Origin of the sequence: Acinetobacter lwoffii, assembly GCF_049367455.1 — a bacterium.
GTDB classification, from domain to species: Bacteria; Pseudomonadota; Gammaproteobacteria; order Pseudomonadales; family Moraxellaceae; genus Acinetobacter; species Acinetobacter lwoffii_W.
In genome coordinates, this window is sequence record NZ_JBMPXW010000001.1 from 1,425,462 (window position 1) to 1,449,286 (window position 23,825).

Annotated in this window: 16 protein-coding genes, 2 tRNA genes and 3 rRNA genes; 8 read left to right on the plus strand and 13 right to left on the minus strand. The window is 44.7% G+C overall.

The window, feature by feature from the left end:
* Window positions 1-89: 89 nt before the first annotated feature.
* The 5 genes from ribF to ACO1B7_RS06850 all read left to right on the plus strand — a co-directional run bounded on the left by ribF (window position 90) and on the right by ACO1B7_RS06850 (window position 5,688).
* Complete coding sequence (gene ribF / locus ACO1B7_RS06830; protein ID WP_004281220.1) at window positions 90-1,091, plus strand: bifunctional riboflavin kinase/FAD synthetase; 1,002 nt, start codon at window positions 90-92, stop codon at window positions 1,089-1,091.
* A gap of 64 nt (window positions 1,092-1,155) precedes the next feature.
* Entirely contained in the window at window positions 1,156-4,002 is a 2,847-nt protein-coding gene (gene ileS, locus ACO1B7_RS06835) for an isoleucine--tRNA ligase (RefSeq protein WP_253147181.1), read from the plus strand.
* Window positions 3,995-4,534: a signal peptidase II gene (gene lspA, locus ACO1B7_RS06840; RefSeq protein ID WP_004281218.1), complete on the plus strand. Its 540-nt coding sequence runs from the start codon at window positions 3,995-3,997 to the stop codon at window positions 4,532-4,534. The genes ileS and lspA overlap by 8 nt, the downstream gene beginning before the upstream one ends.
* Window positions 4,527-5,009 (plus strand): FKBP-type peptidyl-prolyl cis-trans isomerase, encoded by a 483-nt coding sequence (locus ACO1B7_RS06845; RefSeq protein ID WP_180087192.1) that lies wholly within the window; start codon window positions 4,527-4,529, stop codon window positions 5,007-5,009. The genes lspA and ACO1B7_RS06845 overlap by 8 nt, the downstream gene beginning before the upstream one ends.
* A 136-nt stretch (window positions 5,010-5,145) precedes the next feature.
* On the plus strand, window positions 5,146-5,688 hold the full coding sequence (locus ACO1B7_RS06850; protein WP_004281216.1) for an NADPH-dependent FMN reductase: 543 nt from the start codon (window positions 5,146-5,148) through the stop codon (window positions 5,686-5,688).
* 270 nt (window positions 5,689-5,958) lie between these two features.
* On the opposite strand, the gene ACO1B7_RS06855 is transcribed toward ACO1B7_RS06850, so the two are convergent.
* The 9 genes from ACO1B7_RS06855 to tyrS form a co-directional block, all read right to left on the minus strand.
* A complete protein-coding gene (locus tag ACO1B7_RS06855; protein WP_313391016.1) occupies window positions 5,959-6,354 on the minus strand; it encodes a tautomerase family protein in 396 nt (131 codons plus the stop codon).
* Window positions 6,355-6,814: 460 nt separating this feature from the next.
* Window positions 6,815-7,987: a PQQ-dependent sugar dehydrogenase gene (locus ACO1B7_RS06860; RefSeq protein ID WP_313391015.1), complete on the minus strand. Its 1,173-nt coding sequence runs from the start codon at window positions 7,985-7,987 to the stop codon at window positions 6,815-6,817.
* Between the two features lie 191 nt (window positions 7,988-8,178).
* Window positions 8,179-8,293 (minus strand): 5S ribosomal RNA (gene rrf, locus ACO1B7_RS06865).
* A gap of 190 nt (window positions 8,294-8,483) precedes the next feature.
* Window positions 8,484-11,378: ribosomal RNA gene (locus tag ACO1B7_RS06870) — 23S ribosomal RNA — on the minus strand.
* A gap of 434 nt (window positions 11,379-11,812) precedes the next feature.
* Window positions 11,813-11,888 (minus strand) — tRNA-Ala (locus tag ACO1B7_RS06875).
* Window positions 11,889-11,959: 71 nt separating this feature from the next.
* A tRNA-Ile gene (locus ACO1B7_RS06880) sits at window positions 11,960-12,036 on the minus strand.
* A 60-nt stretch (window positions 12,037-12,096) separates the two neighbouring features.
* Window positions 12,097-13,634: ribosomal RNA gene (locus tag ACO1B7_RS06885) — 16S ribosomal RNA — on the minus strand.
* The 16S, 23S and 5S rRNA genes sit together here with 2 tRNA genes alongside, the layout of an rRNA operon.
* Before the next feature lie 735 nt (window positions 13,635-14,369).
* Window positions 14,370-14,663 carry a hypothetical protein gene (locus ACO1B7_RS06890; RefSeq protein ID WP_005104912.1) on the minus strand — a complete coding sequence of 98 codons (294 nt, stop codon included), beginning with the start codon at window positions 14,661-14,663 and terminating at the stop codon, window positions 14,370-14,372.
* Between the two features lie 531 nt (window positions 14,664-15,194).
* On the minus strand, window positions 15,195-16,409 hold the full coding sequence (gene tyrS / locus ACO1B7_RS06895; protein WP_005245575.1) for a tyrosine--tRNA ligase: 1,215 nt from the start codon (window positions 16,407-16,409) through the stop codon (window positions 15,195-15,197).
* Window positions 16,410-16,489: 80 nt separating this feature from the next.
* Between tyrS and ACO1B7_RS06900 the strand changes: the two genes are divergently transcribed.
* Window positions 16,490-17,617, plus strand: a complete 1,128-nt coding sequence (locus ACO1B7_RS06900) for an anhydro-N-acetylmuramic acid kinase (protein WP_180087478.1) — start codon at window positions 16,490-16,492, stop codon at window positions 17,615-17,617.
* A 113-nt stretch (window positions 17,618-17,730) separates the two neighbouring features.
* On the opposite strand, the gene ACO1B7_RS06905 is transcribed toward ACO1B7_RS06900, so the two are convergent.
* From ACO1B7_RS06905 to ACO1B7_RS06920, 4 genes are all read right to left on the minus strand, one after another.
* Window positions 17,731-19,023 carry a lytic murein transglycosylase gene (locus ACO1B7_RS06905; protein WP_005094875.1) on the minus strand — a complete coding sequence of 431 codons (1,293 nt, stop codon included), beginning with the start codon at window positions 19,021-19,023 and terminating at the stop codon, window positions 17,731-17,733.
* 712 nt (window positions 19,024-19,735) lie between these two features.
* The gene (locus ACO1B7_RS06910; RefSeq protein WP_180087479.1) at window positions 19,736-20,857 is read right to left on the minus strand and encodes a 5-(carboxyamino)imidazole ribonucleotide synthase; all 1,122 of its coding nucleotides are present in this window, start codon (window positions 20,855-20,857) and stop codon (window positions 19,736-19,738) included.
* Window positions 20,858-20,872: 15 nt separating this feature from the next.
* A complete protein-coding gene (gene purE, locus ACO1B7_RS06915) occupies window positions 20,873-21,385 on the minus strand; it encodes a 5-(carboxyamino)imidazole ribonucleotide mutase (protein ID WP_005094870.1) in 513 nt (170 codons plus the stop codon).
* A 199-nt stretch (window positions 21,386-21,584) separates the two neighbouring features.
* Complete coding sequence (locus ACO1B7_RS06920; RefSeq protein ID WP_004647146.1) at window positions 21,585-21,926, minus strand: DMT family protein; 342 nt, start codon at window positions 21,924-21,926, stop codon at window positions 21,585-21,587.
* 4 nt (window positions 21,927-21,930) lie between these two features.
* On the opposite strand from ACO1B7_RS06920, the gene ACO1B7_RS06925 reads away from it, so the two are divergent.
* Together ACO1B7_RS06925 and mpl are read left to right on the plus strand one after the other, a co-directional pair.
* Window positions 21,931-22,107, plus strand: a complete 177-nt coding sequence (locus ACO1B7_RS06925) for a hypothetical protein (RefSeq protein ID WP_016806943.1) — start codon at window positions 21,931-21,933, stop codon at window positions 22,105-22,107.
* A 61-nt stretch (window positions 22,108-22,168) separates the two neighbouring features.
* Window positions 22,169-23,533 carry a UDP-N-acetylmuramate:L-alanyl-gamma-D-glutamyl-meso-diaminopimelate ligase gene (gene mpl / locus ACO1B7_RS06930; RefSeq protein WP_005252988.1) on the plus strand — a complete coding sequence of 455 codons (1,365 nt, stop codon included), beginning with the start codon at window positions 22,169-22,171 and terminating at the stop codon, window positions 23,531-23,533.
* Window positions 23,534-23,825 lie beyond the last annotated feature (292 nt).

Below are 23,825 nucleotides of genomic sequence, written 5' to 3' on the forward strand. Positions count from 1 at the left end.
AATATTGCATAAAAACACAACAGCAAGACGAAAGCGCGAGATTATGGCAATATATAGCCTCTCGATATTTCTAAGCACTTGATTTGCCCATGCAGCTGCTCCGTCTAAATGCTTTAGCCTCTCATTCTGAATTACCCAAAACTGCCGTGACCATCGGTAATTTTGACGGCGTGCATTTAGGCCATCAGGCGATGATCCGTCAGCTGCAACAGGTGGCCAAAGCACAGGGTTTAAAATCTGTAGTGATGATTTTCGAGCCGCAACCACTTGAATACTTTCAGGGTTATGATGCTCCACCGCGTATTTCATCATTGCGTGAAAAAGTTGAATATCTGACTGAGCTGGGTGTGGACTATATCGCAGTGGCGAAATTTGACCATACTTTTCGCAGCCTGACTGCAGAAGCCTTTGCCGACATTTTAAAAGAAAAACTGAATGCCCGGCATCTGGTCTTGGGCGATGATTTTCACTTTGGTAAAAACCGTCAGGGCAATAGCGAATTCCTGCGCAATTACGGCTTTGAAGTGACCAATTTAAATACCATTGCTTTAGATGGTGAACGCGTCAGTTCCACCCGGATTCGCCAGACCTTGCAAGCCGGTGATTTAGCCTTGGCCGCACAATTGCTGGGCCGTCCCTATAGCATTACCGGGCGGGTGCAATATGGTGATCAGATTGGCCGAACCATTGATTTTCCCACCATTAATGTACGGCTCAACCGTCATAAGCCCTGCCTGAAGGGAATTTATGGGGTTGAAGTTATTTGCGAAACACAATCCTTAAAAGACAAAGTAAAAGCTGACTCTGCAACTCAAACCGGTATTGCGGGTTATGACCCGACTGCCCTGTTTGGGGCAGGTCATGTCGGCACACGTCCAGCCATTAAACAAGCACATCCAGAGTGGCGATTAGAAGTACATTTTCCAAATGTTTCTGCTAATCTGTATGGCCTGTTGATGCGGGTGACGTTCTTAAACTATTTACATGGCGAAAAGGACTATCCTTCGCTTGAAGCGCTAAAAGCCGGAATTGATGATGATGTCGAGAAACTGCTTGAGTTTCGTCGAAATCACCCCACATTTCCCTTTTAATATCCCATATTTTTATTGTAAAACGTGTCAGTGACATAACTGATTAGATTGGAAGACGACTTGCATGAGCGATAAGCAAACTCCTGAAAATGCAGTGGACTATAAAGCCACGCTAAACCTCCCAGGTACTGACTTTGCAATGAAAGCAAATTTGGCAGTACGTGAAGCGAAATGGTTAGAAGAGTGGTATGCCGACAACATTTATCAGCAGATTCGTGAATCGCGTATTGGCAAGAAAAAATACGTGCTTCATGACGGCCCTCCTTATGCCAATGGTCAAATTCATTTGGGTCATGCGGTCAACAAAGTACTCAAAGACATCATTATCAAAAGCCGTGTCATGGATGGCTTTGATGCACCGTATGTACCGGGCTGGGACTGTCACGGTTTGCCAATCGAACTCAAAGTCGAAGAAAAAGTCGGTAAAGTCGGCGTAAAAGTGGATGCATCTACCTTCCGTAAAGCCTGCCGTGAATATGCCTACACCCAAGTTGAGCTTCAAAAGAAAGACTTCGTACGTATGGGCGTATTCGGGGATTGGGACAATCCTTACTTAACGATGAACTTCAAACAAGAAGCTGACATCGTACGTTCATTGGGTGCAATCGCGAAAGCAGGTCATATCGAGCCAGGTCTGAAACCAGTCAACTGGTGTTTAGACTGTGGTTCATCACTCGCTGAAGCTGAAGTTGAATACGAAGATAAAAAATCTGACGCAATTGACGTCGGTTTCACGGTTGTAGACCTTGCTGATTTATCTGCACGTGTCGGCGTAGAAATCGCTGATCGTACGGATATCGTGATTTGGACAACAACGCCTTGGACCATGCCTGCCAACCAAGCGGTTGCATTACACGCTGAACTTGAATACCAACTGGTGAAAGCAATTGGTGAAGACAAAGCATCACAAAACTTCATCCTTGCGAAATCATTGGTTGAGTCTGCAACTCAGCGTTATGGCTTTACTGCATTTGAAGTGCTTGCTGAATTCACAGGTGCAAAACTTGAGAATTTAGTTCTTCAACATCCTTTAATTGCTGAACGCCAAGTCCCAGTGATCTTGGGTGAACACGTCACCGATGCTAGCGGTACAGGTGCAGTACATACCGCACCGGGCCACGGTGTGGACGACTATAAAGTTGGTTTACAGTACAACTTAAAAGTAGAAAACCCAGTCGGCGGTAATGGTGTGTATTTACCGACTTCGCCAATCTTCCCGGGCGAGCACATCTACAAAGCCAATCCAAAAATCATTGCAGCATTGACTGAAGCGACCAAGCTTTGGGCACACATGGTGATCAAGCATAGCTACCCGCATTGCTGGCGCCATAAAACCCCGATTATCTTCCGTGCGACCCCACAATGGTTCATCAGCATGGATGCCAAAGGTCTGCGTCAAAATGCACTGAATACGATTGAAAACGATATCAGCTTTGTACCGGACTGGGGTAAAAACCGTATCCAGGCGATGATTGAAGGTCGTCCGGACTGGTGTATTTCACGTCAACGTACTTGGGGTGTGCCAATTCCGTTCTTCGTACACAAAGACACCAATGAATTGCACCCACGTACGCCTGAACTGATTGAAGAAGTGGCTAAGCTGATCGAGCAAGAAGGCATTGATGGCTGGTATAACCGTGATGCCTCTGAGTTTATCGGTGCGGATGCTGAACAATACAACGCAGTTCGTGACACATTAGATGTCTGGTTTGACTCTGGTACAACGCACTATGCGGTACTGCGTGAACGTGAAGAACTGACTGATCCTGCTGATTTGTACCTTGAAGGTTCAGACCAGCACCGTGGCTGGTTCCAGTCGTCGTTATTGACCTCGATTGCGATTAACGAACGTGCGCCATATAAAGGTCTATTGACTCACGGTTTCGTCGTGGATGAAAAAGGCCGCAAGATGTCCAAGTCGATCGGTAACGTGATCACCCCACAAGACATCATTAAAGATATGGGTGCAGACGGCTTACGCTTCTGGATCGCATCTGCGGATTACCGTTATGAAATGACCGCAGGTAAAGAAATCTTTAGCCGTGCGTCTGACGGTTACCGTCGTATCCGTAACACGCTTCGTTTCTTGCTTGCTAACCTGAATGGCTTCAAACCATCAACAGATGCGCTTCCTGTAGATCAATTGATCGCGCTGGATCAATACATTCTGCAACGTGCATCTGAAGTGCAAGAAACCATTAAGAAAGCATACGAAGATATGAACTTCCATATCGTCACCACTACTTTAACGAATTTCTGTATTAACGACTTAGGTGGTTTCTACTTAGACATTATCAAAGACCGTCAGTACACCACTAAAGCGGATTCGCAAGCACGTCATTCTGCACAAACTGCATTGTATCACCTGGTACAGGCATTCGTGCGTTGGATGTCACCAATCCTGAGCTTCACTGCACAAGAAGCTTGGCCGTTAATTCCTGAGCAATCAGAGAAATACGTGTTCACGGCTGAATGGTATGATATTCCTGTGGCTTCAACTGCAAATGTAGTATCTGAAGCTGAATGGCAAACGCTCATTGCCGTGAAATCTGCAGTAAACAAATTCATTGAAACTGCACGTACCGCGAAAACTGTCGGTTCTAACTTGTCTGCCAAAGTTGAACTTTGGGCAAATGCCGAATTAAAAGCAGTGCTAGATAAGTTAAGTGATGAGCTTCGTTTCGTACTGATCACATCACAAGTGATCGTCAATGAGTTTGATGCAGCACAAGGTGAAGCGTCTGATCTTGAAGGCTTGAATGTGAAAGTTTCAGCAGCTAATGGCGAAAAATGCGTACGTTGCTGGCATGTATTACCAGATGTAAATACACATTCTGCACATCCTGGTCTATGCGGTCGTTGTATCATCAACCTTCCTACAGGCCAAGGCGAAGAGAGAAAATATGCCTAATACCCACACCAAAAAGGGCTTATTCCAGTTCTATCCACATAATTTATGGTGGGTTGGACTGGCCATTCTGGCGATCATTCTGGATCAATGGACCAAATGGATTGCAGTGACAAATCTGAACTATGCAGATCCTGTTCCTGTGCTGCCCTTTTTAAATTGGACACTGCTACATAACTATGGCGCTGCCTTTAGTTTCCTGTCCGATGCCGGTGGTTGGCAACGCTATTTCTTTACTTCACTGGCAGGTTTAGTGTCTGTAATCTTCGTGTTTTGGCTGATGCGTATGCCAAAAGACATGAAAATTTTACCGCTGGCGATTGCCCTGATTCTGGGTGGTGCCATCGGTAATTTAATTGACCGGGTCAGCCTCGGCTATGTAGTCGATTTTATTCATGTGTATTACCAGAACAGCCACTTCCCTGCGTTCAATATCGCAGATAGTGCTATTACTGTAGGCACTATTCTGATGCTGATTGATACCTTTTTCTTAGAAAAACATCGAATTCAACGGGCGCAAGCACAACATGACTGATTTTATTCATCCTAACGAAGAAACCCGGGTTGCAGACGGTTCTAAAGTCGAGCTGCACTTTTCTGTCGCAATCGAAAATGGCGTAGAAATTGACAATACCCGTAGCCGTGAAGAACCGGTCAGCCTGGTGATTGGCGATGGCAATTTACTGCCTGGTTTTGAAAAAGCACTGTTTGGTTTACGTGCCGGTGACCGTCGTACGGTGAGCCTGCCTCCAGAAGATGCTTTTGGTCCCTGGAATCCAGAAAACATCCAGAAATTTGATACGGTGAAGTTCAGAGAACGTCCAATCGAAGGTCACATGATCGAGTTTGAAGACAAAGCCAAAGCCACCCTGTATGGCGTGGTGAGATCGGTGAATGATGACATCACTGAAGTGGACTTTAACCATCCATTGGCAGGCAAAAACATCACCTTTGAAGTGGAAATCTTCAAAGTGACACCTGCGGGTCAGCAAGGCATTAAACTGATGTAAGACATCAGCTAATTAACTGATTTTAAAAAAGCTCCTTCGGGAGCTTTTTTATATTCCGGATACAAATCATCTCTAGTCACCTTCCTGAAATCTGATTAATTTAATTTGATGATCAGACCCGAAGAAAGGATGAAACATGAAAATTTATATTGTGGTTGGGAGTGTGCGTGAGGGACGTACTGCGATTAAAGTGGCGCACTGGGTACTGCAGGAAATTAAAAGTTATGCCTTTAGCACTTTAGAAACTGAAATTGTCGATCTAAAAGAATGGGATCTTCCGCTGTTTTCTGGTGCTCATCCGCCATTGACCGGGATTTATGATCAGCCCAAACAGCAAGACTGGGCCGACAAGATTGCACTCGGCGATGCCTTTATTTTTGTCACACCTGAATACAATCATGGCTATAGCCCTGCCCTGAAAAATGCCCTGGACTATCTCGGCAAGGAATGGCAAGGCAAACCGGCAGCTTATATTGGTTATGGCGCGACCAATGGCTCACGTTCGATTGACCAGATTCGTCAAGTCGGCACTCAACTTGGACTGGTAGATACCAATGCCGTGATTGAAATCCGTGACATCTTTGCACGCAACAAAGATTATTCCTTCCAAGGCAATGAATTTGATAATAAAAACTTAAAAGCTGTGGTGGATAGACTGATTCAATATGTCAGTGCTTAATGACTGGACGACAGCCCTGTACGTTTTAGCCTACATGCAGCGCAGAGTTTAGCCGCTATGCGGTCGTTTTATGCGAGGCTATAGTCATTACATAAACAGACAGGAAGTCTGCTAAGCGATACGACAACAATAAAAAGCGCCAATCAACAGGACGTTGACAGATTAGACAGGAGTCAGATCTGAGAAGCAAATCCAGAAAAGCCTCGACAGGATGTTGAGGCTTTTCTGTTTTTAAACTTTAGATTTAACTTGAATACTGATCGGGATGCATCAGACATTCACCTTAAACCCGAGATCAACATCACAGGCGGCTTGCCCTCCTCGAATTCCCCAATTTTCCAATGCACTTTCTCTCAGATGAATCAGAATATGATCTGCAGGAATACCGATTTCCCCGAGACTTTTGACCATCTGCTGATACAAATTGCGCTTGGTCTCCAGACTGCGGCCAGCAAAACAGTCAATACTGATCAAGGTAAAATATTCAGGCTGAGCTAAATGGCTCATATACTGAAAACGATGCGCTTCATGCATGACCAGACGAATATTACGATCATATTCAGGCAGCTGAAAGGCAGTTTTCACACAATGAAATACGCTGTTAAGCAATTGTTCCTCAACTGCTTGAGGATATTGTTGGCGAACTTCAATTTGAATCATGGGCATACGAGTTTCCTTTTTATTATTTTATCGACGTTTTTATTTATATCAGTTGATGCATATCAAAAGAGTTTTCTCTCGCTAACATACAGCAAAATCATCACCGCAGTTTATGATTTGGTCAGATGATCATTTTGAAACAGTATTTTTAAAATTATCTTTTAAAATTCGGCTGTCGGCTTTGACCTACAATCCATGCAGTTAAACTGCCCTATTGCGTTGTATCGCTTCAGGCTATATTCAGATCATACCAAGACAGGAAGTCTTGTAAGAAAAATAAAAAAATTCACGTAGCAGGATGCTGATCGGTATAACAGACATTATACCTTTAACAGAATATGAAAAGGCCTTCACAGGATGTAGAGGCCTTTTTCTTTCATGCCAGCATCAGCTTAAAAAGATTTTTATTCAGATGGTCAGCTTATTCAATATTTCATATTTAGATAAGCATCCTAAAAGCAGAGGATTAAGGTGCTGTCATTTTTAACAAACCGGCTTGCGAACCATCTTGAATCACCCACAGTGAACCATCCTGTGCCTGAGCAACCCCGCGAGTCCGCTCCTTCATATCCAGACGCTGGACTTCTTTCACTGGAGTCTGGGTCGTATCCACAATCACAATCGCCTTGGAAGACAGACCGGTCGCAATCGCTTTATTTTTCCATTTCGGGAAGACATTAGCCGTATAAAACATTAAATCTGAAGGAGAAATTACCGGAGTCCAATCCAGTGCCGGGGCCTCAAATTCAGGTCGGGTACTGTGGTCAGGAATCGGCTTGCCAGCATAATGATCGCCATTGGACACTAACGGATAACCATAATTTTTAGCTTTGACAATCTTGTTCAGTTCATCGCCGCCTTTTGGTCCCATTTCGATCACCCAAAGCTGCCCTTTCGGATCAAAAGCCATGCCTAGAGGATTACGATGTCCAAGACTCCAGACCTGCTGGGCAATTTTACCCTGATTCATAAACGGATTATCGGCAGGGATTGAGCCATCATCATTCAGGCGAATAATTTTACCGGCGTTGGATTGCATATCCTGTGCAGGGTTGAATTGCTGACGTTCTCCTGAACTGATCCATAACTTACCATCCGACCCGAATACAATCCGATGGGCATAATGTCCCTGGCCTGAAAATTTCGGCACTTGCGTCCAGATCCGTTCAATTTGTGTGAGTTGAGGAGTGGCTTGATTTAAGTTTAATTTACCCCGGATCACCACTGCACCATATCCGCCTTGGCCTTGTTCAGCATAGCTCAGATATACCCACCGATTCTTTGCAAAATCGGGATGTAAAGCAACTTCGCCTAAGCCACCCTGGCCTCCATATGCGACTTGAGGTATGCCTTTAACTTCAATTTTTTTCTTGGTTTTTGGATCAAAGAGCTGCAATTTTCCTTTGCGCTCAGTAATTAATAGTCGGCCATCCTTTAAAGTAGTAATCGCCCACGGCTCATTAAATTGAGCAACCTGTTCAACCTTATATTTTTGCAAGTTAGAAGAGACTGCATCCGATTTGGCAGCTGATGTAGATACCTCTTGACTACTTCTAGAAGATGAATTCTCTGCATGACAGGCAGTAAATGCTAAAGCACAACAACTGAGTAGAATTTTTATTTTAAATTGCGACAACATTATCTTCTCCATACTGATTTATGGTTCAAATTAACATCAAGATACAGAATTTATAATGTTAATTCAGCAGAGAAAGGTAAATAGATACATTTTAAAAACTATAAAACGAGTTAATTTTGAAGTTTTATTTATAATTTTTGCACATAAAAAAATCCCCCTCTGCCTTGGCAGAGGGGGATTTTGGAATAATGAGCTGGCGATGACTTACTCTCACATGGGTAACCCCACACTACCATCAGCGCTAAGAGGTTTCACTTCTGAGTTCGGGAAGGGATCAGGTGGTTCACTCTTGCTATGGTCGCCAGCACAACTGTTTATGACTATTTGCTTGGGTCTAACCTCAGAGCAGTGCTCTTCGTGCCTAGCTTTCATCAAATGAGTTATTAACAGGTATATCTGAGTTGCAGTAGTTTGTTCGTTTAGCGTAACTAAATCAAGCTGTTTTGTTTAATATCGAATCGATTGATGCTTAATACAACAACTGTTTGGGTGTTGTATAGTCAAGCCTCACGAGCAATTAGTATTGGTCAGCTTCATGTATCACTACACTTCCACATCCAACCTATCAACGTCGTAGTCTTCAACGGCTCTTTAGGAGACATAAAGTCTCGGGGAAATCTTATCTTGAGGTAGGCTTCCCGCTTAGATGCTTTCAGCGGTTATCCCTTCCGAACATAGCTACCCGGCGATGCCACTGGCGTGACAACCGGTACACCAGAGGTTCGTCCACTCTGGTCCTCTCGTACTAGGAGCAGATCCTCTCAAATTTCCAACGCCCACGGTAGATAGGGACCGAACTGTCTCACGACGTTCTAAACCCAGCTCGCGTACCTCTTTAAATGGCGAACAGCCATACCCTTGGGACCTGCTTCAGCCCCAGGATGAGATGAGCCGACATCGAGGTGCCAAACACCGCCGTCGATATGAACTCTTGGGCGGTATCAGCCTGTTATCCCCAGAGTACCTTTTATCCGTTGAGCGATGGCCCTTCCATACAGAACCACCGGATCACTAAGACCTACTTTCGTACCTGCTCGACTTGTGGGTCTCGCAGTTAAGCGCGCTTTTGCCTTTATACTCTACGCGTGATTTCCGACCACGCTGAGCGCACCTTCGTACTCCTCCGTTACTCTTTAGGAGGAGACCGCCCCAGTCAAACTACCCACCAGACATGGTCCTCGTCCCGGATAACGGGACAGAGTTAGAACCTCAATATTACCAGGGTGGTATTTCAAGGACGGCTCCATCGCAACTAGCGTCGCGACTTCAAAGCCTCCCACCTATCCTACACAAGTAAGATCAAAGTTCAATGTCAAGCTGCAGTAAAGGTTCACGGGGTCTTTCCGTCTAGCCGCGGGTACACCGCATCTTCACGGCGAATTCGATTTCACTGAGTCTCTGCTGGAGACAGCGCCCCCATCATTATGCCATTCGTGCAGGTCGGAACTTACCCGACAAGGAATTTCGCTACCTTAGGACCGTTATAGTTACGGCCGCCGTTTACTGGGGCTTCGATCAAGAGCTTCGCTTACGCTAACCCCATCAATTAACCTTCCAGCACCGGGCAGGCATCACACCCTATACGTCCACTTTCGTGTTTGCAGAGTGCTATGTTTTTAATAAACAGTTGCAGGGGCCTGGTTTCTGAGGCTGTCGGCCGCTCAAGGAGCAAGTCCTATCACAGACAACAGCGTACCTTCTCCCGAAGTTACGGTACCATTTTGCCTAGTTCCTTCAGCAGAGTTCTCTCAAGCGCTTTGGTCTACTCGACCTGACCACCTGTGTCGGTTTCGGGTACGATTCCTGTGTAACTGAAGCTTAGAGACTTTTCCTGGAAGCATGGTATCAGCCACTTCACTGTACAAGTACAGCTTGCTATCAGTTCTCAGCATAGAGTACCCCGGATTTGCCTAAGATACATGCCTACAACCTTCCACCTGGACAACCAACGCCAGGCTGACTTAACCTTCTCCGTCCTCTCATCGCATTACACAGAAGTATTGGAATATTAACCAATTTCCCATCGACTACGCCTCTCGGCCTCGCCTTAGGGGTCGACTCACCCAGCCCCGATTAACGTTGGACTGGAACCCTTGGTCTTTCAGCGTGCGAGTTTTTCACTCGCATTGTCGTTACTCACGTCAGCATTCGCACTTCTGATACCTCCAGCAGACTTCTCAATCCACCTTCATCGGCTTACAGAACGCTCCCCTACCACGCATAATAAATTATGCATCCGCAGCTTCGGCATATAGTTTTAGCCCCGTTACATCTTCCGCGCAGGCCGACTCGACTAGTGAGCTATTACGCTTTCTTTAAAGGGTGGCTGCTTCTAAGCCAACCTCCTAGCTGTCTATGCCTTCCCACATCGTTTCCCACTTAACTATAATTTTGGGGCCTTAGCTGGCGGTCTGGATTGTTTTCCTCTTGACTACGGACGTTAGCACCCGCAGTCTGTCTCCCGGATAGTACTCATTGGTATTCGGAGTTTGCATCGGTTTGGTAAGTCGGGATGACCCCCTAGCCGAAACAGTGCTCTACCCCCAATGGTATTCGTCCGAGGCGCTACCTAAATAGCTTTCGGGGAGAACCAGCTATCACCAAGTTTGATTAGCCTTTCACCCCTATCCACAAGTCATCCCCTGGCTTTTCAACGACAGTGGGTTCGGTCCTCCAGTTAGTGTTACCCAACCTTCAACCTGCTCATGGATAGATCACCTGGTTTCGGGTCTATACCCAGCAACTAAACGCCCTATTAAGACTCGGTTTCCCTACGGCTCCCCTATGCGGTTAACCTTGCTACTGAATATAAGTCGCTGACCCATTATACAAAAGGTACGCAGTCACCGGACTAAGCCGGCTCCCACTGCTTGTATGCATGCGGTTTCAGGATCTATTTCACTCCCCTCACAGGGGTTCTTTTCGCCTTTCCCTCACGGTACTGGTTCACTATCGGTCAGTCAGGAGTATTTAGCCTTGGAGGATGGTCCCCCCATATTCAGACAAGGTTTCACGTGCCTCGCCCTACTCGACATCATCATATAAGCCCTTTCGTGTACAGGACTATCACCGTCTACGGTCGCACTTCCCAGAGCGTTCCACTAGAACTTATATGACTTAATGGGCTCTTCCCCTTTCGCTCGCCGCTACTGAGGGAATCTCAATTGATTTCTTTTCCTAAGGGTACTGAGATGTTTCACTTCCCCTCGTTCGCCTTGCAACACTATGTATTCATGTTGCAATACCTACCTTATGGTAAGTGGGTTTCCCCATTCAGACATCTCCGGATCACAGGATATTTGCCGCCTCCCCGGAGCTTTTCGCAGGCTATCACGTCTTTCATCGCCTCTGACTGCCAAGGCATCCACCACATGCACTTAATTACTTGACTATACAACCCCAAACAGTCGTTTATCCTTACAAGTGGGATAAGCAACAGATTGTGATGATCTCTCATCACGCTCATACAGTTGGCGTTTCGTAGATTTAACTACTGTACAGCTTCAATTAGATTCATATACCAAAACGCTTGATTCAGTTAATTTCGCTAGTAACTCATTTCTCAATCTTCATCTTTCAGTCATAAATGACTGTTAGTGTCGATCTTAAAACGAGTATGAACAAATTATTTCAACTCAAATATATTCTGTTAATGATTTTTCCAGCCTTCGTCAGGTCAGGAAACTGTGATAAATCACAGAGGTTAATAACAACGAAGCGAATCATACGCCTCTTTCTTACTAAGCTCTATAAGCTATCTAGCTGTTTGTATGTTTCTTAGCTCATCTTACGTTTGCTTGATCATTTCAAGATCAATGTAAGTGATGGTGGAGACTAGGAGAGTCGAACTCCTGACCTCCTGCGTGCAAAGCAGGCGCTCTACCAACTAAGCTAAGTCCCCAGCTTATCAATAAGTCAATGTATCGTTCTGTTCTGTTTGCTTCAGCACTTTCATGCTTCGTTAGTCAGATTTGGTGGGTCTGACAAGACTTGAACTTGTGACCCCACGCTTATCAAGCGTGTGCTCTAACCAACTGAGCTACAGACCCTCAGATACATCGTATGAAGAACAACTTGTTGTGGATTCTTACCAATCGTCAATCTTTCGTTAAGGAGGTGATCCAGCCGCAGGTTCCCCTACGGCTACCTTGTTACGACTTCACCCCAGTCATCTGCCACACCGTGGTAAGCGTCCCCCCTAAGGTTAGACTACCTACTTCTGGTGCAACAAACTCCCATGGTGTGACGGGCGGTGTGTACAAGGCCCGGGAACGTATTCACCGCGGCATTCTGATCCGCGATTACTAGCGATTCCGACTTCATGGAGTCGAGTTGCAGACTCCAATCCGGACTACGATCGGCTTTTTGAGATTAGCATCCACTCGCGTGGTAGCAACCCTTTGTACCGACCATTGTAGCACGTGTGTAGCCCTGGTCGTAAGGGCCATGATGACTTGACGTCGTCCCCGCCTTCCTCCAGTTTGTCACTGGCAGTATCCTTAAAGTTCCCGGCTTAACCCGCTGGCAAATAAGGAAAAGGGTTGCGCTCGTTGCGGGACTTAACCCAACATCTCACGACACGAGCTGACGACAGCCATGCAGCACCTGTATGTAAGTTCCCGAAGGCACCAATCCATCTCTGGAAAGTTCTTACTATGTCAAGACCAGGTAAGGTTCTTCGCGTTGCATCGAATTAAACCACATGCTCCACCGCTTGTGCGGGCCCCCGTCAATTCATTTGAGTTTTAGTCTTGCGACCGTACTCCCCAGGCGGTCTACTTATCGCGTTAGCTGCGCCACTAAAGCCTCAAAGGCCCCAACGGCTAGTAGACATCGTTTACGGCATGGACTACCAGGGTATCTAATCCTGTTTGCTCCCCATGCTTTCGCACCTCAGTGTCAGTATTAGGCCAGATGGCTGCCTTCGCCATCGGTATTCCTCCAGATCTCTACGCATTTCACCGCTACACCTGGAATTCTACCATCCTCTCCCATACTCTAGCCAACCAGTATCGAATGCAATTCCCAAGTTAAGCTCGGGGATTTCACATTTGACTTAATTGGCCACCTACGCGCGCTTTACGCCCAGTAAATCCGATTAACGCTTGCACCCTCTGTATTACCGCGGCTGCTGGCACAGAGTTAGCCGGTGCTTATTCTGCGAGTAACGTCCACTATCCAAGAGTATTAATCTCGGTAGCCTCCTCCTCGCTTAAAGTGCTTTACAACCAAAAGGCCTTCTTCACACACGCGGCATGGCTGGATCAGGGTTCCCCCCATTGTCCAATATTCCCCACTGCTGCCTCCCGTAGGAGTCTGGGCCGTGTCTCAGTCCCAGTGTGGCGGATCATCCTCTCAGACCCGCTACAGATCGTCGCCTTGGTAGGCCTTTACCCCACCAACTAGCTAATCCGACTTAGGCTCATCTATTAGCGCAAGGCCCGAAGGTCCCCTGCTTTCTCCCGTAGGACGTATGCGGTATTAGCATCCCTTTCGAGATGTTGTCCCCCACTAATAGGCAGATTCCTAAGCATTACTCACCCGTCCGCCGCTAGGTAAAGTAGCAAGCTACTCTTCCCCGCTCGACTTGCATGTGTTAAGCCTGCCGCCAGCGTTCAATCTGAGCCATGATCAAACTCTTCAGTTTAAAATCAGTAGCACCTTAAAGGGTGCCAATCTTGGCTCATCAATTTTCTGACAAATATTTCTCAAATAAACTTCGAGTAATTTCTACCATCAATCAATGAAAATAATCTCGATCAATCAACCAGTAAAAATCCACACAAGTTGTTCTTCATAATCTCTTAATGATCTTTCCAACACCTCGTCAGTGCCAGAAGCTGGACTTCGATAAACTTAACAACTCCGCCATTCTGCTTCGTTCGTTTCCGTCTATCTCGTCGGTATGGGTGCATTCTAGAGGATTTCAGAATCATTGCAACCCCCAATTCACTATATTTTTCACGTATGTCTTTTTTTTCTACAAAAATTACTAAAAAATCGCTTTTTTATCTAATTTTTAAGCGTTTTTATGCAATAAACCCACTAAACACTTCATTTTATTTTTATAACTGAAAATTCATTTAGACCTAAAAACTATCACAATAATATTTAAAACAGTATTTTTAGCCTTTTGATATTGAAATCTTGTCTTTTATTTAAATTAGCTCGTCAAAAGAAAACCAAAATTCCCCTACCTTGCCCAACAAACCGATCTAAATCCTAGACTCCTCAATATTGATGAGTTATTTTTGACGTAAAAAGCTTTTATAAAAGCCTATTTTTAGGCTGCTATATAAAAAAAGTATTCATTTTTAGTTTTCGAATCCCAAAACCATGCTTAGATCACTTATATATAGAAGATAAAGTCTGTTATTTTGCATTAAGCGACTTTTTCCTGTTGTTGCTGTCTAAGCCAGTGCTGCATAACTTCTACAATCATGTCTTTCTTGCCCTGATAATCCTCGGCAATAAAGAATAATTTCGCGCGTCGCGGTAACTGCTCTTCAATCAGGGAAAATAAAAAGTAATGCGCGGCCAGATCAAGCTGCATAAATAAAGTATAGACAGATCCATAGAGTTGCTGTTTTTGTTCGACCGGCTGGTATTCAAATAAGAACCGTAATATGCAATCGATCTGTTCATCAAAAATATCTTCTGTTGGAAAGCGATACATTCAATCACCTCTGCTTTAATTTTTTATGTTTTGCACTTTTCTTTTGGAGTCAATTGAAATGAACTCACCCTTAGAGGTCATTCACCTAAGTTCGATTTGCTGATTAATTTTAAGTTTAGTTGTTCAACAAGAAGAGTAGGCATGCAGATTTATATTTTGATTACGCAATCAGAATAAATAAAAAAGGAAGAGATCTCTCCCAAAATCTCCTCCTTAGAATTGAATCTTTACCCGATCCATTATGTCATTATTATAGTTATTCGCTTTAAAGCTTTTAAAAAGAGCCTCTTGGAAAAGAGACTTCTCAGTTGTGGAGTACTATTATTTTTACTACCCTCTAGATGCTCTAAACGAATTCTCTAGATGAATAAATCCTATACATAATAAAGATGAAAAGCAAGTGATTTGGGAAAAATTAACTCTTGTTTTCATAGGGTTTTTTTTGACTTTACTTATTTGATTTTTAAATATAGAACATCAACAAAAAAAGCAGACCGAAGCCTGCTTTTATTTCAATAACTTATCCGTTTTTTAGTCAATAAAAGTGACTTTAGCGATTGCTTTTTTACTGGCCTGAACAATCAAAGTTACGTTCTCTTTCACAGAATAGGTCGTATCTACAGTCTGCCAATCCACTTTCACTGCACCACGGCCTAATGCATCCTTAGCCTGGGCTGCATTTTTGGTTAAGCCGGCTTCACGTAAAATCGAGGTAATAAAGATTTCCCCACCAAACTCGCCACGTGAAATAGTTACTTCTGGCGTACCTTCGGGTAATTCACCTTCAGTAATGATATTGCCCGCGCCTTTATGCGCATTGGCAGCCGCCTCTGCACCATGGAAACGCTCAACCAGCTCCAGTGCAAGAATCTTTTTGACTTCTTGCGGGTTACGGCCTTCTGCCACTTCTTTTAATAGTTGCTGAATTTCTTCAATGGTTTTGAAGCTCAGCAGATCAAAATAACGCTCAATCAATGCATCCGGCATTGAGAGCACTTTCTGGTACATCGCGCCCGGTGCATCAAATACACCAATATAGTTACCTAAAGATTTAGACATCTTGTTGACGCCATCTAAACCTTCAAGGATTGGCACTGTGATACAGACTTGAGCTTCTTGGTTATAGCGACCTTGTAAGGTACGACCCATCAACAAGTTAAAGGTTTGGTCTGTACCACCTAATTCAACATCTGCTTCCAACGCAACAGAGTCATAGCCTTGTACCAATGGGTACAAAAATTCATGAATCGCGATCGGTTGTTGATTGTTATAACGCTTGGTGAAGTCATCACGCTCAAGCATACGTGCAACCGTTTGCTGTGATGCCAATTGAATTAAATCAGCCGCAGTTTTTTGTGCAAACCACTCCGAGTTAAACACCACTTTGGTTTTGTTTGGATCAAGAATTTTAAATACTTGTTCTTGATATGTTTTAGCGTTCTCTAAAACCTGTTCACGTGACAATGGCGGACGTGTAGCACTTTTTCCGGTTGGGTCACCGATCATCGCAGTATAGTCACCAATTAGGAACAACACTTCATGACCCAAGTCTTGGAATACTTTTAACTTATTAATGAGAACCGTGTGGCCCAAGTGCAAATCAGGTGCAGTCGGGTCAAAACCCGCTTTAATTTTTAATGGACGATTCAATTTTAATTTCTTGAGAAGGTCTTCTTCAGAAATAATTTCGTGGGTGCCTCGTTGAATGAGGGCAAGTTGTTCTTCAGCCGGCAGGAAATTTGACATCACAAAATCCAATACATCAGTTACTCAATTTGTGCGATATACTAACACTTTTTCAGCATATTGCAGGCTTAAGAATAACCATGACAGCGATCTATATTGGGGTAATGACCGGCACGAGCATGGATGGTGTCGATATTGTTGCTGCTTCTTTTGATCCACTCCAGCTTCATGCCACACTCACTTTGGCATTTGATCCTGACCTTCGGGATGAGCTGATGGCACTGACTTTGCCGGATGACAATGAAATTGACCGCATGGGCAAGGCTGATGTTGCACTGGCACAAATGATTGGTCATGGTATTAATGCGCTGATTGAAAAAAACAACCTAGATAAATCCAGAATTAAGGCGATTGGCTCGCATGGCCAGACTATCCGGCATCGTCCTGAACATGGTTTTACCCTGCAAATTGGTGATCCGAACATCATTACTGAAATTACCCAGATTCCGGTGATTTCAGATTTTCGTCGTCGTGATCTGGCGGCAGGTGGTCAGGGAGCGCCTTTAGTTCCGGCATTTCATCAGGATATTTTCCAGCATGACAGCATTCACCGGGTCATTTTAAATCTGGGTGGTATTGCCAATGTCAGCCTGCTGCCTGCCGGCAAGCCTGAAGAGGTGTATGGTTTTGATACCGGACCGGCTAATATCTTGATGGATGCTTGGTGTTCCCGTTATACCGGCCAGCCTTTTGATGAAAATGGTAACTGGGCAGCCTATGGCACCCCGATTCGCAGTTTGCTTGATCGCTTGCAGTCACACGAATTCTTCTCCAAAGAACCTCCGAAAAGTACTGGTCGTGAAGATTTCAACCTGGAATGGCTGGATGAACAGATTGCTGACTGGCGCAATGACCTGCAATACGATGAACTGGAAGACACTCCGGAAAATGTACAGGCGACTTTATTAAAGCTCACCACCCGTGCCATTAAAAAAGCCATTTACCGCTCCGGCATGGATACCGGACAGGTTTTTGTTTGCGGTGGTGGTGCCTACAACTCACATTTACTGGAGCAGTTGCGCTGGCGCCTACGCAAGCATGAATGGAGCGTACAAACTACGGCCGATCTTGGTTTAAGCCCGACTTGGGTTGAAGCCACGGCCTTTGCCTGGCTGGCCATGCGTTTTATGAATCAGCTGAATGGTAACCTGCCAGCAGTCACTGGTGCTGCTGGATATCGCATCCTCGGTACCATTACTGCTGTTTAAATTCAGCTAATTACTATTAGCTTGCATGACTATATAGCTACTCAAAAACAGTCATCAAAAAAGGTCTGCATAAATGCAGACCTTTTTTGATTTTAAATTTTATGCTCAAGAATTTATTGCATCATGCGTTTGGCATTTTCATTTCTAAAGGCCCGCAGAATCTGCTGACCAGCACGACCTGTTGGACTCAAGCCCAAACGCTGCTGTTCCTGACGAATCGCTTGACGGGTTTTATCTCCAATCAGACCATCCACCGCACCAATATCATAGCCACGGTTTAACAGAAATTGCTGGATCTCACGACGTTCTGCACGCGAAGTTCCCGGATCATCAGTAGGCCATGTGGCCATAAATGAACCTTTACCTTGCAGTCGATCGGATAAATGTGCAATCGCCAAGGCATAACTTTCTGCCGCGTTATAGCTATAAATGGCATCAAAATTTTTAAATACCAAAAATACTGGGCCACTCGGGCCTGCAGGTGCAAGTAATCCTGCTTGAGAGGATTGTGATAAATTTCCTTGAATTAATGCCGAACCATCGGCACGTACCACCCCTTGATTGTTCCAACTACTCAAGGATTTTTTATTTCTTCGGCCTTCACCGGAAACCGACATGCCTTGAGGGATCTTGACTTCAAAACCCCAAGGCTGTCCGCTCTGCCAGCCACGCTTGCTTAAAAAGTTGGCAGTTGATGCGAGTGCATCCGGAATGCTCGAAACTAGATCACGTCGGCCATCACCATCAAAATCAACTGCAAGCTCATCATAAGTCGATGGCATAAACTGGGTATGACCAAATGCGCCTGCCCAGGAACCCTTTAATTGTTCTTCACGCACATCGCCACGCTGTAAGAGTTTCATGGTGGTAAAAAACTCACCACGGAAATAACTCTGGCGACGACCTTCACAGCTCAAAGTTCCTAAAGCCTGTAATAAAGGATATTTCCCCGAAATATCACCAAAATTACTTTCGACACCCCATACCGCAACTACCGTTTCTGCAGGTATACCATAGGTGGCAGCAACACGATTGAGCACCTCACGATGTTGCTGTAATTTTTGCCGGCCGAGCTGAACCCGTTCTTCATCCACCAAACCAGACAGATAATCCCAAATTGGGGTAGAAAATTCAGGCTGGTAATTCAGGCGTTCAATCACTGAATAATCAGGGCTTAAGTTTTGGGTATAACGATCATAGGTACTGCCGCTTACACCTCTAGCAACAGCTTGACTGCGCAAATTGGCGAGACAGTTTTGAAAATTATTTTGGGAGGCATAATTCGGGATATTTGAACTAGAGGTCAAATCAGTCGGCGTGACACGTTGACCATTAATAATAAGTTCAGCCTGTGCCTGTGAAGCAGCCAAGACCACAGAACCAATAAAAAGTGCAAGCCGTTGCATAAGACCCTTGAGTATTTAGATTTTGAATTATGTTTCTACCTTAGCAGCTCATGATGAAAATTAAAGCGCCAATGCGTAAATTTAAATTCATAATTCCTACACTTTTAAATTCATTTTGTAATCTTTAAATTTAAACATGAGTTATCCACAAGCCTGATTTAAATTCAAATCAGCGGGATTTTTAAATTCAAATTCAAAACACTTGCAATCAGTTTTGAATTTAAAAATTACTGGGGATAACTTGTTTCAGGAAAAGCGAGTCACGATCATCAACATGCTCTAATTACACTAGTTTTCATTTTAAATTCATTTGAATAATGGGCTAATATTTTTAAATTCAGAAACTTTGAATTCATTTATCCAGTTTTAAATTTGAATTCATATTTTTGAATTTAAAAGCGCAAGTTTAAATTCAAAGCCCGATTTAAATTTGAATTTGTTTTTATGAATTTAAATTCAAAACCACTTTCCAGTTTTAAATTCAAACTTTGATTTCAGGCTTATCTACAAGTGAATATGGCAAAATTCAGCTGTAAAAAAGGTTTTATTGAATTGTTATATTTATACTCAATTGATCAGTTTGTAAGCAATTGATTTAAAAACTGATCCGACCAATGGCAGGCATTTTTAAAGAGGCGTAATCATGCCTGAAAGCAGACAAATAAAAAAGCGATCACCGAAGTGATCGCTTTTTTTATCAGCAAGTTAAAGCCTAGATGGTCATATCTTCGCTCAATGCCAATGGATTCGGTAAAATTTTCGCCAGTTGGCGGCAAAGCACAGACAATTGCGCGCTGTCATTTGGCATCAAGGTGATATGACCAATCTTACGGCCTTCGCGCTCTGACTTGTTGTAGAGATGCAAATGCGCACCTTCCAGAGCCAGAACATCTGCAGATTTTGGATGCTGACCAATGATGTTCACCAAGACAGTTGGACGGATCACTTCAGTTGAACCTAAAGGCAAACCAGCCACCGCACGTACATGATTCTCAAATTGCGAACATACGGCGCCTTCAATCGACCAGTGCCCCGAGTTGTGCACGCGTGGTGCCATCTCGTTGGCATATAAGCCTTTGTCTGTCACAAACAGCTCAAGGGTTAGGACACCGACATAGTTCAAGTGATTCAGCAGACGAGTGATGTAATCTTGCGCCACAGGTTGCAAATCTGCGCTGTTCGGTGCAGGCACAATCGAGTGCGACAGAATGCCGTTATGATGATGATTTTCAGCCAATGGCCAGGTTTTGACATCACCATCTTGGCCGCGTACTGCAATAATTGATACTTCACGTGAGAAGGTGACAAAGCTTTCTGCAATCAGCTCACCTGCAGGGCCCAATTCTGCCCAGGCCTGATCCATCTGATCGGCCGAACGTAAAACGAATTGGCCTTTACCATCATAACCGCCACGCGAGGTTTTCAGTACGATCGGCAAGCCCAGTTCAGCTACAGCAGCCTCTAAGCTTTCCAGTGAAGTGACCGCTTTGTACGGTGCAACCGGAATAGCCAGTTCATCAAACAAGGCTTTTTCAGACAGACGATGCTGGGCAATCGCCAAAGCCTGACGCGGCGGATGCAGTTGCTTGCTTTGCGTCAGTACATCAACATCTGTAAGTGGCGTATTTTCAAACTCAAGGCTAAATACATCTGCACTATTAATAAAGTCTTGCAGACCATTTTCAGCCTGGCTCGAAATCACCGGACCCAAAGCAGCAGAAGGACAGTCTGTGCTGGCTTCAAAAAATGTACATTGAATATTTAATGGAAGTGCCGCTTGCGCCATCATACGACCCAGCTGACCGCCACCAAAAATACCGATGGTTTTATCCATAATCTGTGTCTCGACTTAAGCTTGGCCTGGAATATTGTTACTTGCCACTTTATCTGTTTGCGCTGCACGGAAATCTGCAACATTTTTTGCGATTTCTGGACGGGTCAAACCCAGAATTTGCGCGGCCATAATGGCAGCATTGGTGGCACCGGCAGGACCGATGGCCAAGGTACCCACCGCAATACCGGCTGGCATTTGCACAATAGACAGCAATGAATCAACACCGTTTAAAATCGAAGATTTCACCGGTACACCCAAAACTGGAAGATCAGTTTTCGCTGCACACATACCCGGTAAATGCGCTGCGCCACCTGCACCGGCAATAATTACATGAATACCACGATCACGCGCTTGCTCGGCATATTCAAACAGGCGGTCTGGGGTACGGTGTGCAGAAACAACTTCGGCTTCAAATGGGACACCAAGCTGCTTGAGCATATTGGCAGTGTGTTCGAGAGTTGCCCAATCTGATTGAGAACCCATGATAATACCTACGAGAGGAGTATCTTGTGCAGCAGCCGCATTCATTGCAAATTTTCCAGAGATTAAAGTGAGATAAAGATAAATCTCGACGAGAGAGCCAAGCTTGAATAGGAGTGCGTATTATAGACTGAAAATTCAGCTTCATAAAATTTAACGGTCAAAGCAAGGCTCGATTTTTCTTGTTTTTTTATCGAATTTTCAAAAACTGTAATAAAAATAGGGGAGTATCTGCAGTTACAACTATTTAAGAACTGCGGAATACAAAATAGACACATCCACACAGACATAAAGCAGCCCAGAGATAATCCAGTTTAAAGGGCTGTTTAAACATAAAAATCATAAAAGGAACAAAGACCAGTAAGGTCACGACTTCCTGGGTGATTTTCATTTGGCCGACTGCGAGTCCTTGCTGCGCCAGCAATTTGGTCGCCGGAATCATCAGGCTATATTCAAACAGGGCAATGGCCCAGCTAAATAGAATCGCTTGCCAGAGCGGTGCATCATGCGGCAAAAACTTTAAATGCCCATACCAGGCCAGGGTCATAAAACAGTTGGCAATTACCAGAAGAAATAAAGCCGGCAGCATTTGCATGCACTCTGCAAAAAAGTCGAACTTATTTTACGGTTTATTTGGCGAAAAGATATTGCATCGCTTTGAAATTTTCTTTGAATTTATCCGTGAAACAGGATTTAAAAAATCCCACAACAAGGCCAGAATTTTCACTATCTTTTCAGCTAAAGCCTTGCTATCGTTGCTTGCAAATTGAATAAATCATGACAACAGCACCAATATAAAGTGATGGGTCAGACAGGAACGGAGTAAAGTAGATGCATCTGCATATTTTGGGTATTTGTGGCACCTTTATGGGCTCGTTAGCGCTACTTGCACGCGATCTGGGCCACCAGGTAACAGGTTCAGACCTGAATGTGTATCCACCCATGTCGACCCAACTTGAAAATGCGGGCATCACTTTAATGCAGGGTTATGACCGCAGTCATTTACAGCCTCATCCGGATCTGGTGATCGTCGGCAATGCCATGAAGCGTGGTATTGATGCAGTCGAATATATGCTGAATGCAGGTCTGCCTTATATTTCAGGTCCGCAGTTCCTGGCTGATCATGTTCTGCAAGGTAAACACGTGCTGGGTGTCGCCGGAACACATGGTAAAACCACGACCACCACGATGCTGGCTTGGGTACTGGATCAAGCCGGTCTGGAGCCAGGTTTTCTGATTGGCGGTGTGCCATTGGGCTTTTCGGAAAGTGCGCGTCTCGGTGGTGGGAAATATTTCTGTGTCGAAGCCGATGAATACGATTCTGCTTTCTTCGACAAGCGTTCCAAGTTCGTGCATTACCATCCAAAAACCGCAATTTTAAATAACCTGGAATTTGACCATGCCGATATCTTCGATGATCTAGCCGCAATTCAAAAGCAGTTCCATCATCTAGTTCGTACCATTCCAAGTGAAGGCCGGATTATCGCGCCGATTACTGAAAGCAATATTGATGAAGTGCTGGAGCAGGGCTGCTGGACGCCTGTAGTGCGCACCAGTCTAGATGCCAACGAAAAATCTGAACTTTATGCAGAACAATTGTCAGCAGATGGTTCACATTTCAAAGTCCTGCAACAGGGCGTTGTCAAAGGCGAAGTACAGTGGAATATGACCGGGCAGCATTCGGTGGCCAATGCCTTGGCCACGATTGCTGCCGCTGAACATGTCGGCGTATCGATTGAAACTGCCTGTGAAGCACTATCGAATTTTGGTGGGGTGAAACGCCGTATGGAACTGTTAGGCACAGTCCGTGGTATCGAGGTTTATGATGATTTCGCCCATCATCCGACGGCGATTGATACGACCTTAGAAGGTGCGCGCAAACGTCTAGGGGAACGCAAACTCTGGGCAATTATTGAACCACGTTCCAATACCATGCGCATGGGCAGTCATAAAGATGGCTTGGCTCATTCAGCACGTCTGGCCGATGAAGTGATCTGGTATCAACCGGAAGGACTGGACTGGGATCTGCAACCGGTCATTGAGGCTGCGCCAAACAAGGCCAAAGTTGCACGCACACTGGATGACATCATTCAGACCGTGGTAGCAGAGGCAGGCGAGGGCGATGCCGTAGTAATTATGTCGAATGGTGGTTTTGGTGGTTTGCATCAGAAGCTGATTACTGTTTTACAAGCATAAAACAGATTTAAGTGAAGTGAAGAAGCCCGCCTAGCGGGCTTTTTTTAGCATATTAAAACGTTGATTGAGAAAAAGTGAACCGTTGTTCTGATCCTGCAGTCCTATGATTTAAATATTGACCCAAATAGCAGATTTATCTCTGAACCCTCCCTGATGATCTTTTGTTGCAATCTGTACACAAGACTCATTGCAGCGCCATATCACTCAAGGCACAATCGAGAAGAACACAGGTATCTATAGGCCTGAAAGCCAGATCATAAATCAGCCCATCGCTGTCACTATATAAAAGCAA